The organism is Pseudomonas sp. PAGU 2196 (assembly GCF_022179005.1).
In the GTDB taxonomy this organism is placed as follows: Bacteria; Pseudomonadota; Gammaproteobacteria; order Pseudomonadales; family Pseudomonadaceae; genus Aquipseudomonas; species Aquipseudomonas kermanshahensis.
Window position 1 is genome coordinate 53759 of record NZ_BNTL01000005.1, and the last position, 12678, is coordinate 66436.

Here is a 12678-nt window from a genome sequence, read left to right on the forward strand (position 1 = left end):
AACATGGCAACCATTAAAGACGTCGCGGCACTGGCGGGTATTTCCTACACCACCGTGTCCCATGTGTTGAACAAGACCCGCCCTGTCAGTGAACAGGTGCGGCTCAAGGTCGAGGCCGCCATCGTCGAGCTCGACTATGTACCCAGCGCGGTGGCGCGCTCGCTCAAGGCGCGCAGCACCGCCACCATCGGTTTGCTGGTGCCCAACAGCGTCAACCCATACTTCGCCGAACTGGCGCGAGGGATCGAAGACGCCTGCGAGCGCAACGGCTACTGCGTGATCCTGTGCAACTCCGACGACAACCCGCAAAAGCAGCGCAGCTACCTGCGTGTGCTGCTGGAAAAACGCATCGATGGCCTGGTTGTAGCGTCTGTAGGTGAAGACAGCGACCTGTTGCAAAGCCTGGCCTGCGTGCGCACGCCCATGGTCATCGTCGACCGCGAGCTGGACGGCGTTGACGCCGACCTAGTGCGCATCGACCACGAGCACGGCGCTTACCTGGCCACCCGGCACCTGCTGGAGCTTGGCCATCGCGACATCGCCTACATCGGCGGCCCGGCCGAAACCGGTGTCAGCCAACTGCGCCTGGCCGGTTTCCGTCGCGCCCTGCAAGAGGCGGGCGTAGCGGTGGAGCCCAGCCGCGTGCTGCATTGCGATTTCACCAGCCCAGGCGGGCACGGCGCGGCCGCACAGTTGCTGGACGGCAACCGGCCGACGGCGATCTTCGCCGGTAACGACATGATCGGCTTTGGCGTGCTGCGCGCCGCCGCCGAGCGCAACATCAACGTACCGGGTGAACTGTCGGTGATCGGCTTCGATGACATCGAGCTCAGCCGTTACGTCTACCCGCCGCTGACCACCGTGGGCCAGTCGATCCGCGAGCTGGGCGAAAACGCCGCCGCGTTGCTGCTCTCGCGCATCGCCACGCCTCGGCAGGGTTCGGCAGAGCAGCGCATCGTCGCCCCGCGCATCGTACAGCGCGAGTCCACCGGGCCACGCCCGGACCTGTTCAATGATTACCGCTAAGGAGCGCTTATGCATGCCAAGGTAGTGGTGGTCGGTAGCCTCAACATGGACTTGGTCGCCCGCGCCCAGCGTTTGCCACGGGCGGGCGAAACCTTGCCTGGCGAGGCGTTTTTTACGGCGCCCGGCGGCAAGGGCGCCAACCAGGCGGTGGCGGTGGCACGGTTGGGTGGCAGTGTGGCGATGGTCGGCAACGTCGGTGATGACGCCTATGGCCAGCAACTGCGCAAGGCGCTGGAGCGCGAAGGCGTTGATTGCCAGGCGGTGAGCGTGTGCGAAGGGGTTTCCAGCGGTGTGGCGTTGATCACCGTCGACGCCGCCAGCCAGAACTGCATCGTCATCATCCCGGGTGGTAATGGCCTGCTGACGCCGCAGACGGTGCAGCGTTTCGATAAGTTGCTGCAGGCGGCCGACGTTATCATCTGTCAGTTGGAAGTGCCGGCCGAAACCGTGGCCTGGGCCTTGGCCAGGGGGCACGAACTGGGCAAGCGTGTCATCCTCAATCCGGCGCCTGCTACAGGCCCGCTGCCTTCAACCTGGTTCGGCCATATCGATTACCTGACCCCAAACGAAAGCGAGGCCGAAGCACTGACCGGTATTACCGTCACCGACCAGGGCAGCGCCCTGCGCGCCGGTGAGCGATTGCTGCAACTGGGCGCTGGCAAAGTGATCATCACCCTCGGCGCCCAAGGCGCCCTGTTGGTGACCGCGCAGGGCCATCAGCACTTCCCCGCGCCCGTGGTGCAGCCGGTGGACACCACGGCCGCGGGCGACACCTTCGTGGGTGGTTTTGCCGCAGCTTTGGTGCGGGGCCTGGAGGAGGGCGAGGCAATCGCCTTCGGCCAGCGCGCCGCGGCATTGTCGGTCACCCGCGTGGGGGCGCAACCGTCGATTCCCTACCTCTCGGAGCTGCAGCCATGAAGAAGACCGCGCTGCTCAATATCGCCCTGTCACGGACCATTGCCGGGTTGGGGCATGGCGACATCCTGGTGATTGGCGATGCCGGGCTTCCGGTGCCGCCTGGCGTCGAGCTGATCGACCTGGCGTTGACGCCAGGCATACCGGACTTTGCCAGCGTGCTACGGGTGGTGCTGAGCGAGATGCAGGTAGAGCGGCATGTGCTGGCCGAGGAGATGCAGAAAGTAGTGCCACCCGGGCTGGTCGAGATTGAACGCTTGCGCGGTAAGCTGGGCAAGCGGGAGTGGATGAGCCATGAGGAATTCAAAGTGCTGTCGCGCAGTGCGCGTGCCGTGGTGCGCACGGGGGAGTGCCAGCCGTACAGCAACATTGCCCTGATATCCGGGGTGACCTTCTAGCCGAGGGCGCTGCCCTCGATCGCCGGCAAGCCGGCTCCCACAGGTCCTGTGCAGTTTGCCGAAGTATTCACAATCTCTGTAGGAGCTGGCTTGCCGGCGATTGGGCCGCAAAGCGGCCCCGCAACCTTTAACCAAGGCAACAGGAGTGCCCCATGCTCAAACCCCTGCTACAAGGACTCACCCTCATGGCCGCAGCCACCACCAACCTCCAGGCCGCCCCGCGCGACCTGATCATCGACACCGACCCCGGTGCCGACGACGTGGTCGCGCTGTTCCTGGCCATGGCCTCGCCCGATGAGCTGAACATCCGCGCCATCACCACCGTAGCCGGCAACGTGCGCCTCGATAAAACCTCGCGCAACGCCCGCCTGGCCCGCGAATGGGCTGGCCGCGAAGACATCCCCGTGTACGCCGGGGCCGGCCGCCCGCTAGTACGCACGCCCATCTACGCCGCCGAAGTGCATGGCGAAGAAGGCCTGACCGGTGTGCAAGTCCACGCGCCGCAAAAGCCGCTGGCCCAAGGCAATGCCGTGCAATACCTGGTCGACACCCTCGGCAGCGCACAACCCCACAGCATCACCCTGGCCATGCTCGGCCCACAGACCAACCTGGCCTTGGCGCTCATCCAGCGCCCGGAGATCGCCCAAGGCATCAAAGAAGTCGTGGTCATGGGCGGCGCCCATTTCAACGGCGGCAACATCACCCCTGCAGCCGAATTCAACCTGTACGCCGACCCACATGCCGCCGAGGTAGTGCTGGCCAGTGGCGTACAACTGACTTACCTGCCGCTGGACGTCACCCACAAGCTGCTGACCAGTGAAGCACGCCTCAAGCAACTCGCGGCGGTCAACAACCAGGCCAGCAAGCGGGTCGTGGACATTCTCAATGCCTATATCACCCACGACATGGACCTGTACGGCATGCCTGGCGGCCCGGTGCACGACGCCAGTGTCATTGCCTACCTGCTAAAACCCGAGCTGTTCAGTGGGCGACGCATTCACATGGCCATCGACAGCCGCGAGGGCCTGACCTTTGGCCAGACCATCGCAGACTGGTATGGCGTGCTGAAGCAGCCAGCCAACGTCATGTGGGTAGAGGAGGGGGACGCTCAGGGCTTTTTCGACCTGCTCAGCGCGCGCCTGGCTCGATTGCAATAGGGGAATGCCTGGCGAAGCGCTCGAACGCTTGGTCCATAAAGCTGCGCGCCGCTTCGCTGCCGCGATCGCGCACCAGCAGGTCGATGGCAATCAGTAGCAACTCCTCCGGCGTGCTGGGGCTGTAGGCGCTCTGGCCCTCCGCCCATTTGACCTTGATATCGGCGTCGATGCTGTGGCTGCTCATGAAAGGCTCTCACTGGGGGCCTGGGACGAAGGGGCGAACACCGGATCCTGATGTTCGAGGGAGGCACGGCGCGCTCCACTTCTTGCAGTAAATCATGCCTTTGCGTCAATGACTCTGCGACATAAGAATAAAAAGCTTTGCGCGGCAAACCAAGCGTATTGTGCAAAATCCAGTCACGATTGCATTTCGCCTCCACCGGCATGTTCAGGCAGACTTGTGCGGTTTTGCAACAAACAATGCGCGCAGCTGTCGGATCAGACAGTGCCCAGATCGATTTTAGGAGGATTCATGTTCCGTACCCGTGCTTACCTGGCGACCCTGGCGGTGGCTGCTGTGCTGGCTGGTTGCAGTACAGGTGGCAATTCTGCTGGCAGTACGCCTGCCGCACCGGCAGGCAACGACGGTCGCTGCGAAGCCAGCGGTGCCGATTTTGCCATCGGCAAGCCGGGCAGCCCAGACCTGCTGGAGCAGGCCCGCAAGGCCAGTGGCTCGCAGATGGCGCGCATTCTCAAGCCGCACGACGTGGTGACCCTGGAGTACCGCTCCGAGCGCCTTAACCTGAATGTGGATGAGCAAGGTGTGGTAACCCGCGTCAACTGCGGCTAAGCCGTTGCGAACCCCATAAAAAAACCCGCCACTTGGGCGGGTTTTTTTACAGCTGTCCGAATTACTCCGGACGAACCTGTGCAGCCTGCATGCCTTTCTGGCCTTTTTCGGCCACGAAGGAAACAGCCTGGCCTTCTTTCAGGCTCTTGAAGCCGTCAGATTCGATGGCCTTGAAGTGTACGAAGAGGTCGTCGCCGCCGCTTTGTGGGGTGATGAAGCCGTAGCCTTTTTCATCATTGAACCATTTGACGGTGCCGTTTTGGCGATTGGACATGGGGTGAATCTCCAGACATTTGATTTTTTCAGTGGTGCGATGTTGCCGAGGCTCCGAAGCACCGGCAACATCATAGTCTAATTCTGCGCATCTAGCGCCTTTTACGTTCGCCAGATGTTGATCCAGCGCAAACAATGGGTGGCGAACCCCCGCTTTATGGTTTCAGCCCTTCGTGCATGCTTGCTTAACAACCGATTGAGCTTTCTGCATCAGTTTAGCGTCCACGCCATCATTGCTGTTCAAGTCCTTGATCTCGTCATCGCTGAAGTTCTTTTCGATAGCTGTTGCGCCACAGGTGCAGTGCTGCTGCGCCGCCTTGGCGTCCAGGCCCTGGCCGGAGGCGACCTTGGTGCACTGGGACATGTAGTTTTGCTTCGCGCCAGCCGGGAACGAACCCGCGTTGGCCGCAACCGGCAGCAGCAGGGCGCCAGCAACGCTCAGGGCCAGAAGAGACGGAAATCTCATAACCAGACACTCCTTGGTTTAGGTCTCATCAAGAGTAGGATGCTTCCCAAAGTCTGATAGGAATTTTTCCGCGTAAGTTCACCCCGGTTGTGTAATTTCCAAATATTTCTGCATCGTGCCCAACCCCGCGTGCTAGCATGCTCGGCTTGTAGCTGACAACGTGCAGCTCACCTGTTTTTTACCTCCCAGTCACTCTGGTTCGCCCCTGGTAAGCCGAAAGGCTTCTGCCACTGTGAGGCAGGCTTTCTCTTGAGAAAGACAGCGCGGATCTTGTACTGGCTCATCCCAACCCACGTGACCTTTGGTAGGGGTCACCACTAGGAGAGGAGGCGCCATGCCCACTATTACTCTTCCCGATGGCAGTCAACGTTCGTTTGATCACGCCGTATCCGTAGCCGACGTCGCCGCCTCCATTGGTGCTGGCCTGGCCAAGGCCACCCTGGCCGGCAAAGTCGACGGCAAGCTGGTCGACGCCTGCGATCTGATCACCCACGACGCCACCCTGCAGATCATCACCCCTAAAGATGAAGAGGGACTGGAGATCATCCGTCACTCGTGCGCCCACTTGATCGGCCACGCGGTGAAACAGCTGTACCCGACCGCCAAGATGGTGATCGGCCCGGTGATCGACGAAGGCTTCTATTACGACATCGCCTATGAGCGCCCCTTCACCCCAGAAGACATGGCCGCCATCGAAAAGCGCATGCTGCAGCTGATCGAGAAGGATTACGACGTCGTCAAGAAGATGACCCCGCGCGCCGAAGTCATCGACGTGTTCAAGGCCCGTGGCGAAGACTACAAACTGCGCCTGGTCGAAGACATGCCGGATGAACAGGCCATGGGCCTGTACTACCACGAAGAATACGTCGACATGTGCCGTGGCCCGCACGTGCCGAACACGCGCTTCCTCAAGGCATTCAAGCTGACCAAGCTGTCCGGCGCCTACTGGCGCGGCGATGCCAAGAACGAGCAGCTGCAACGCGTCTACGGCACCGCCTGGGCAGACAAAAAGCAGCTGGCCGCCTATATCCAGCGCATCGAAGAAGCCGAAAAACGCGACCACCGCAAGATCGGCAAGCAGCTCGACCTCTTCCACCTGCAGGAAGAAGCCCCAGGCATGGTGTTCTGGCACCCGGACGGCTGGACCGTCTATCAGGTGCTCGAGCAGTACATGCGCAAGGTTCAGCGCGATAACAACTACCTCGAAATCAAGACCCCGCAGGTTGTTGACCGTATTCTGTGGGAGCGTTCCGGCCACTGGTCCAACTACGCTGAGAACATGTTCACCACTTCGTCGGAAAACCGTGACTACGCGGTCAAGCCGATGAACTGCCCGTGCCACGTGCAGGTGTTCAACCAGGGCCTGAAGTCGTACCGCGACCTGCCGATGCGCCTGGCCGAGTTCGGTGCTTGCCATCGTAACGAGCCGTCCGGCGCCCTGCACGGCATCATGCGTGTACGTGGCTTCACCCAGGACGACGCGCACATCTTCTGCACCGAAGATCAGGTGAAGAAAGAAGCCGCCGACTTCATCAAGCTGACCCTGGACGTCTACAAGGACTTCGGTTTCAGCGATATCGCCATGAAGCTCTCGACTCGTCCAGCCAAGCGCGTGGGCTCTGAAGAGCTGTGGGACCGCGCCGAAGGCGCCCTGGCCGATGCCCTGAACGAGTCTGGCCTGGAGTGGGAATACCAGCCGGGCGAGGGCGCGTTCTACGGTCCGAAGATCGAATTTACACTGCGCGACTGCCTCGGCCGTAACTGGCAGTGTGGTACCCTGCAGTACGATCCGAACCTGCCAGAGCGTCTGGACGCCAGCTACATCGCCGAAGACAACAGCCGCAAGCGCCCGGTAATGCTGCACCGCGCCATCCTCGGTTCGTTCGAACGCTTCATCGGCATGCTCATCGAGCATTACGCGGGTGTGTTCCCGGCATGGCTGGCGCCGACCCAGGCAGTGGTCATGAATATCACCGACAAACAGGCCGATTTCGCCCTTGAGGTTGAGAAATCTCTGAACGGTAGCGGTTTCCGTGCCAAGTCGGACTTGAGAAATGAGAAGATCGGCTTTAAAATCCGCGAGCATACTTTGCTCAAGGTCCCGTACCTTTTGGTTATAGGGGACCGCGAAGTCGAAACGCAAACCGTCGCTGTGCGTACTCGCGAAGGCGCAGACCTGGGTTCCATGCCCGTCGCGCAATTCGCTGAGCTCCTGACACAAGCGGTTTCCCGGCGTGGTCGCCAAGAATCGGAGTAATGACTATTAAGCGTGAAATGAGAAACGATAAACGTGCTGTACCGAAGGCCCCGATCAACGAGAATATCTCGGCCCGCGAGGTTCGGTTAATTGGCGCAGACGGCGAGCAGGTTGGCATCGTCTCGATTGATGAAGCGCTGCGTATCGCTGATGAAGCGAAGCTGGATCTGGTGGAAATCTCTGCAGACGCGGTACCGCCGGTCTGCAAGGTCATGGACTACGGCAAGCACCTCTTCGAAAAGAAGAAGCAGGCTAACGAAGCCAAGAAAAACCAGAAGCAGATCCAGATCAAAGAAATCAAGTTTCGTCCAGGGACGGAGGATGGGGATTACCAGGTAAAACTACGCAACCTGGTACGTTTCCTTACCGATGGGGACAAGGCCAAGATCTCTCTGAGATTCCGTGGCCGTGAGATGGCCCACCAGGAGCTGGGCATGGAGCTGTTGAAGCGGGTTGAAAATGACCTGCTTGAATACGGCACCGTTGAGCAGCATCCTAAGATGGAAGGACGCCAGCTTATGATGGTCATCGCCCCCAAGAAAAAGAAGTAATCTCCCGGGCACGGCAGGCCTGATGATTATGTGTAATTTTATCGAATGCGGAGTTCCAACATGCCAAAAATGAAAACCAAGAGCGGTGCTGCGAAGCGTTTCCTGAAGACAGCTTCGGGCTTCAAGCACAAGCACGCTTTCAAGAGCCACATCCTGACCAAAATGTCGACCAAGCGTAAGCGTCAACTGCGTGGTAGCAGCTTGCTGCACCCGTCTGACGTCGCGAAAGTCGCGCGCATGCTGCGCGTTCGTTAATTCTGGTCAAAGATAGAGGAAGTTACTCATGGCTCGTGTAAAGCGCGGCGTTATCGCTCGTAAGCGTCACAAAAAAATTCTGAAACTGGCTAAAGGTTACTACGGTGCACGCTCGCGCGTATTCCGCGTAGCCAAGCAGGCTGTCATCAAGGCCGGTCAATACGCCTACCGTGACCGTCGCCAGAAGAAGCGTCAGTTCCGCGCACTGTGGATCGCTCGTATCAACGCCGGTGCCCGCACCAACGGTCTGTCTTACAGCCGTCTGATTGCTGGCCTGAAAAAGGCGTCGATCGAAATCGACCGTAAGGTTCTGGCCGATCTGGCAGTGAACGAAAAAGCGGCGTTTGCTGCGATTGTCGAGAAAGCTAAAGCCGTTCTGGCTTAAGTACCCGCGACAATCACCCGGCGGCGCTAGCGTCGCCGGGCATTGAACGTCATCGATAGGGGAAGAGCCTTCAAAGCTCTTCCCCTATTTTCGTATCTGGAGTCTGTACATGGAAAACCTGGATGCGCTGGTCTCCCAAGCCCTTGAGGCCGTAGAGCGCGCTGAAGACATCAATGCCCTGGAACAGATCCGGGTTCAATACCTCGGCAAGAAAGGCGAGCTGACCCAGGTGATGAAGACCCTGGGCAACCTGCCAGCCGAAGAGCGGCCGAAAGTCGGCGCGCTGATCAACGATGCCAAGGAACGCGTCACCGAGGTGCTCAACGCACGCAAGGCCGCCTATGAAGAAGCCGAGCTCAGCGCTCGCCTAGCTGCCGAATGCATTGACGTGACCCTGCCAGGCCGTGGCCAGACCACCGGTGGCCTGCACCCGATTACCCGTACACTCGAGCGCATCGAGCAGTTCTTCACCCACATCGGCTACGGCATTGCCGAAGGCCCAGAGGTCGAAGACGACTACCACAACTTCGAAGCGCTCAACATCCCCGGCCACCACCCGGCACGGGCGATGCACGACACCTTCTATTTCAATGCCAACATGCTGCTGCGCACCCACACCTCGCCGGTGCAGGTGCGGACCATGGAGTCCAGCCAGCCGCCCATTCGCATTGTCTGCCCGGGCCGCGTCTACCGCTGCGACTCGGATATCACCCACTCGCCGATGTTCCACCAGGTCGAAGGCCTGCTGATCGATCGCGATATCAACTTCGCCGACCTCAAGGGCACCATCGAAGAATTCCTGCGCGTCTTCTTCGAAAAAGAACTGGCTGTGCGCTTCCGCCCGTCGTTCTTCCCCTTCACCGAGCCGTCCGCTGAAGTCGACATCCAGTGCGTGATGTGTTCTGGCAAAGGCTGCCGCGTCTGCAAGCAGACCGGCTGGCTCGAAGTCATGGGCTGCGGCATGGTCCACCCGAACGTGCTGCGCATGTCCGGCATCGACCCTGAAGAATTCCAGGGCTTCGCCTTCGGCATGGGCGCCGAGCGCCTGGCCATGCTGCGCTACGGCGTCAACGATTTGCGTCTGTTCTTCGACAACGACCTGCGCTTCCTCGCGCAATTCCGCTAGGTCAATGCCCGACGCAACTTTCAGGAGAACAGCATGAAATTCAGTGAACAGTGGCTGCGCGGTTGGGTAAACCCGCAAGTCTCCCGTGACGAACTGGTCGCCCGCCTGTCCATGGCCGGCCTCGAAGTCGACAGCGTGACCCCCGCTGCCGGCCAGTTCAGCGGCATCGTCGTGGGCGAAATCCTCGCCACCGAGCAACACCCGGACGCCGACAAGCTGCGCGTCTGCCAGGTCAGCAACGGCCAGGAAACCTTCCAGGTTGTCTGCGGCGCCCCCAATGCGCGCCCGGGCATCAAGATCCCGTTCGCCATGATCGGTGCCGAACTGCCAGGTGACTTCAAGATCAAGAAGGCCAAGCTGCGCGGCGTCGAGTCGTTCGGCATGCTGTGCTCGGCGGCCGAGCTGCAGATCAGTGAAGAAAACGACGGCCTGCTGGAACTGGCGGCTGACGCCCCGGTTGGCGAAGACATTCGCCAGTACCTGAGCCTGGACGACGCCAGTATCGAAATCGGCCTGACTCCGAACCGCGGCGACTGCCTGTCCCTGGCCGGCCTGGCCCGCGATGTCAGCGCCCTGTACAACGTCCCGGTCACCCGCCCAGTCGTCCCGGCTGTACCGGCTGCCCACGACGAAGTGCGCCCGGTCGAAGTGACTGCCCCGGCTGCCTGCCCACGCTACCTGGGCCGCGTCATCCGCAACGTCGACCTGTCCAAGCCGACCCCGCTGTGGATGGTGGAACGCCTGCGCCGCAGTGACGTGCGCAGCATCGACGCTGCCGTCGACATCACCAACTACGTGATGCTCGAACTCGGCCAGCCGATGCACGCCTTCGACCTCGCCGAAATCAACGGCGGCATCCGCGTCCGCATGGCTGAAGAGGGTGAAAAACTCGTCCTGCTCGACGGCCAGGAAGTCGCCCTGCGTGCCGATACCCTGGTCATCGCCGACCACACCCGCGCCCTGGCCATTGCCGGCGTCATGGGTGGCGAGCACAGCGGCGTCAACACCGAAAAAACCCGCGACCTGTTCCTCGAAAGCGCTTTCTTCGAGCCAATCTCCGTTGCTGGCAAGGCCCGTTCCTACGGCCTGCACACCGATGCCTCGCACCGCTACGAGCGCGGCGTCGACTCGCAGCTGGCCCGCGAAGCCATGGAACGCGCCACCGCGCTGATCCTGGAAATCGTCGGCGGCGAAGCCGGCCCGATCGTCGAGGCCGTCAGCGAACAGCACCTGCCCAACGTCGCCCCGGTAACCCTGCGCGCCGAACGCATCACCCAGATGCTTGGCATGGAGCTGGAAGCCGCCCAGGTCGAGCAACTGCTCAACGCCCTGGAGCTGACCACCACGGCGAACGGGGCAGGGCAGTGGACCGTCAACGTTCCAAGCCACCGCTTCGACATCAGCCTGGAAGTCGACCTGATCGAAGAACTGGCCCGCCTGTACGGCTACAACAACCTGCCGGTCCGCTACCCACAGGCGCGCCTCGCGCCCCAGGGCAAGCCGGAAACCCGCGGTGACCTGCCGAACCTGCGCCGCCTGCTGGTCGCCCGCGGCTACCAAGAAGCCATCACCTACAGCTTCATCGACCCGAAGTTGTTCGAGCTGTTCACCCCTGGCGTCGAGCCCCTGCTGCTGGCCAACCCCATCTCCAGCGACATGGCCGCCATGCGCGCGTCCCTGTGGCCGGGCCTGGTCAAGGCGCTGCAGCACAACCTCAACCGCCAGCAAGACCGCGTACGCCTGTTCGAAAGCGGCCTGCGCTTCGTCGGCCAGCTCGGTAACCTCGAGCAGCAACCGATGATCGCTGGCGTCGTCACCGGCAGCCGCCTGCCAGAAGGCTGGGCCAACGGCCGCGACGGCATCGACTTCTTCGACGTCAAAGCCGACGTGGAAGCCCTGCTGGGTTACTCCGGCGCGCTGAGCGACTTCACCTTCAGCGCCGGTAAACACCCCGCCCTGCACCCAGGCCAAACCGCCCTCATCGAACGCGACGGCAAGCCCGTCGGCCACCTCGGCGCCATTCACCCCGAGCTTGCCAAAGCCCTGGGCCTGGATCGCCCGGTGTTCCTGTTCGAGCTGGTGTTGGGTGACGTGGTCGAAGGCCGCCTGCCGAAGTTCAGCGAACTGTCCAAGTTCCCAGAAACCCGTCGTGACCTGGCGTTGATTGCAGGACGTGATGTAGCTTCTAACGCGGTGCTTGAATTAATTCGTGACAATGCAGGCGAATGGCTCACAGACCTCAGGCTGTTTGATGTCTACCAAGGTAAAGGCATTGATCCTGATAGAAAAAGCCTGGCCGTCGGCTTGACCTGGCAGCATCCATCGCGCACTCTTAACGACGATGAGGTGAACGTTACCCTGCAAAATATCCTCACCTCGCTCGAACAAAGGTTGAACACCACGTTAAGGAAATAACGGCATGGGTGCTCTGACGAAAGCTGAGATGGCCGAAAGGCTGTACGAGGAGCTGGGGCTTAACAAGCGTGAGGCCAAGGAGTTGGTCGAGCTGTTTTTCGAAGAAATTCGGCACGCACTTGAAGAGAACGAGCAGGTTAAGCTGTCCGGTTTCGGCAACTTCGACCTTCGCGACAAACGCCAGCGGCCGGGCCGCAACCCCAAGACAGGGGAAGAGATCCCGATCACCGCTCGCCGCGTCGTCACCTTTCGTCCAGGGCAGAAGTTGAAGGCCCGGGTTGAGGCCTATGCTGGAACCAAGCCATAACGACGAACTGCCCCCCATACCGGGCAAACGCTACTTCACCATTGGTGAAGTCAGCGAGCTTTGCGCGGTAAAGCCGCACGTGCTGCGGTATTGGGAGCAGGAGTTCCCTCAGTTGAACCCCGTGAAGCGGCGGGGGAATCGGCGGTATTACCAGCGCCAGGACGTGCTGATGATCCGCCAGATTCGAGCGCTGCTGTATGACCAGGGGTTCACCATTGGCGGGGCGCGGTTGCGGCTCTCCAGTGATGAGGTGAAGGATGAGTCAAGCCAGTACAAGCAGCTGATTCGACAGATGATTGTTGAGTTGGAGGATGTGTTGGTGGTGTTGAAGAAGTGATTTGCTCCGACGAATGGAAA

16 protein-coding genes are annotated in these 12678 nt (G+C 60.9%); 13 read left to right on the plus strand and 3 right to left on the minus strand.

Features of this window, described 5'->3' with window-relative positions:
* Positions 1–3 precede the first annotated feature (3 nt).
* The 4 genes from MFF34_RS05475 to MFF34_RS05490 all read left to right on the plus strand — a co-directional run bounded on the left by MFF34_RS05475 (position 4) and on the right by MFF34_RS05490 (position 3496).
* Positions 4–1026, plus strand: coding sequence for a LacI family DNA-binding transcriptional regulator (locus tag MFF34_RS05475; RefSeq protein ID WP_027596139.1), 1023 nt, complete (start codon positions 4–6; stop codon positions 1024–1026).
* 9 nt (positions 1027–1035) lie between these two features.
* On the plus strand, positions 1036–1944 hold the full coding sequence (gene rbsK / locus MFF34_RS05480; RefSeq protein WP_238210940.1) for a ribokinase: 909 nt from the start codon (positions 1036–1038) through the stop codon (positions 1942–1944).
* The gene (gene rbsD, locus MFF34_RS05485) at positions 1941–2339 is read left to right on the plus strand and encodes a D-ribose pyranase (protein ID WP_027596141.1); all 399 of its coding nucleotides are present in this window, start codon (positions 1941–1943) and stop codon (positions 2337–2339) included. Before rbsK ends, rbsD begins: the two co-directional genes overlap by 4 nt.
* A gap of 152 nt (positions 2340–2491) precedes the next feature.
* Positions 2492–3496 (plus strand): nucleoside hydrolase, encoded by a 1005-nt coding sequence (locus tag MFF34_RS05490; protein WP_238210943.1) that lies wholly within the window; start codon positions 2492–2494, stop codon positions 3494–3496.
* On the opposite strand, the gene MFF34_RS05495 is transcribed toward MFF34_RS05490, so the two are convergent.
* Positions 3468–3680 carry a hypothetical protein gene (locus tag MFF34_RS05495; protein ID WP_027596143.1) on the minus strand — a complete coding sequence of 71 codons (213 nt, stop codon included), beginning with the start codon at positions 3678–3680 and terminating at the stop codon, positions 3468–3470. The two genes, MFF34_RS05490 and MFF34_RS05495, sit on opposite strands and share 29 nt — an antisense overlap.
* A 288-nt stretch (positions 3681–3968) precedes the next feature.
* Between MFF34_RS05495 and MFF34_RS05500 the strand changes: the two genes are divergently transcribed.
* Positions 3969–4286 carry an I78 family peptidase inhibitor gene (locus MFF34_RS05500; RefSeq protein WP_238210951.1) on the plus strand — a complete coding sequence of 106 codons (318 nt, stop codon included), beginning with the start codon at positions 3969–3971 and terminating at the stop codon, positions 4284–4286.
* A gap of 61 nt (positions 4287–4347) precedes the next feature.
* Here MFF34_RS05500 and MFF34_RS05505 read toward each other — a convergent pair whose 3' ends face one another.
* The gene (locus MFF34_RS05505; protein WP_027596145.1) at positions 4348–4560 is read right to left on the minus strand and encodes a cold-shock protein; all 213 of its coding nucleotides are present in this window, start codon (positions 4558–4560) and stop codon (positions 4348–4350) included.
* A gap of 162 nt (positions 4561–4722) precedes the next feature.
* Positions 4723–5025 carry a hypothetical protein gene (locus MFF34_RS05510; protein WP_238210953.1) on the minus strand — a complete coding sequence of 101 codons (303 nt, stop codon included), beginning with the start codon at positions 5023–5025 and terminating at the stop codon, positions 4723–4725.
* A gap of 334 nt (positions 5026–5359) precedes the next feature.
* Here MFF34_RS05510 and thrS point away from each other — a divergent pair, with 334 nt between their 5' ends.
* The 8 genes from thrS (at position 5360) to MFF34_RS05550 (ending at position 12658) form a co-directional block, all read left to right on the plus strand.
* Complete coding sequence (gene thrS / locus MFF34_RS05515) at positions 5360–7282, plus strand: threonine--tRNA ligase (RefSeq protein WP_027596147.1); 1923 nt, start codon at positions 5360–5362, stop codon at positions 7280–7282.
* Positions 7282–7833 (plus strand): translation initiation factor IF-3, encoded by a 552-nt coding sequence (gene infC, locus MFF34_RS05520; RefSeq protein WP_016487884.1) that lies wholly within the window; start codon positions 7282–7284, stop codon positions 7831–7833. Before thrS ends, infC begins: the two co-directional genes overlap by 1 nt.
* A gap of 60 nt (positions 7834–7893) precedes the next feature.
* Positions 7894–8088, plus strand: coding sequence for a 50S ribosomal protein L35 (gene rpmI / locus MFF34_RS05525; protein WP_008100408.1), 195 nt, complete (start codon positions 7894–7896; stop codon positions 8086–8088).
* Positions 8089–8116: 28 nt separating this feature from the next.
* A complete protein-coding gene (gene rplT / locus MFF34_RS05530; protein ID WP_003250671.1) occupies positions 8117–8473 on the plus strand; it encodes a 50S ribosomal protein L20 in 357 nt (118 codons plus the stop codon).
* Positions 8474–8582: 109 nt separating this feature from the next.
* A complete protein-coding gene (gene pheS / locus MFF34_RS05535; RefSeq protein WP_027596148.1) occupies positions 8583–9599 on the plus strand; it encodes a phenylalanine--tRNA ligase subunit alpha in 1017 nt (338 codons plus the stop codon).
* A gap of 33 nt (positions 9600–9632) precedes the next feature.
* On the plus strand, positions 9633–12014 hold the full coding sequence (gene pheT / locus MFF34_RS05540; RefSeq protein WP_085273105.1) for a phenylalanine--tRNA ligase subunit beta: 2382 nt from the start codon (positions 9633–9635) through the stop codon (positions 12012–12014).
* Positions 12015–12018: 4 nt separating this feature from the next.
* Positions 12019–12321 (plus strand): integration host factor subunit alpha, encoded by a 303-nt coding sequence (ihfA, locus tag MFF34_RS05545; protein ID WP_003250679.1) that lies wholly within the window; start codon positions 12019–12021, stop codon positions 12319–12321.
* A complete protein-coding gene (locus MFF34_RS05550; RefSeq protein ID WP_008100384.1) occupies positions 12302–12658 on the plus strand; it encodes a MerR family transcriptional regulator in 357 nt (118 codons plus the stop codon). Before ihfA ends, MFF34_RS05550 begins: the two co-directional genes overlap by 20 nt.
* Positions 12659–12678 lie beyond the last annotated feature (20 nt).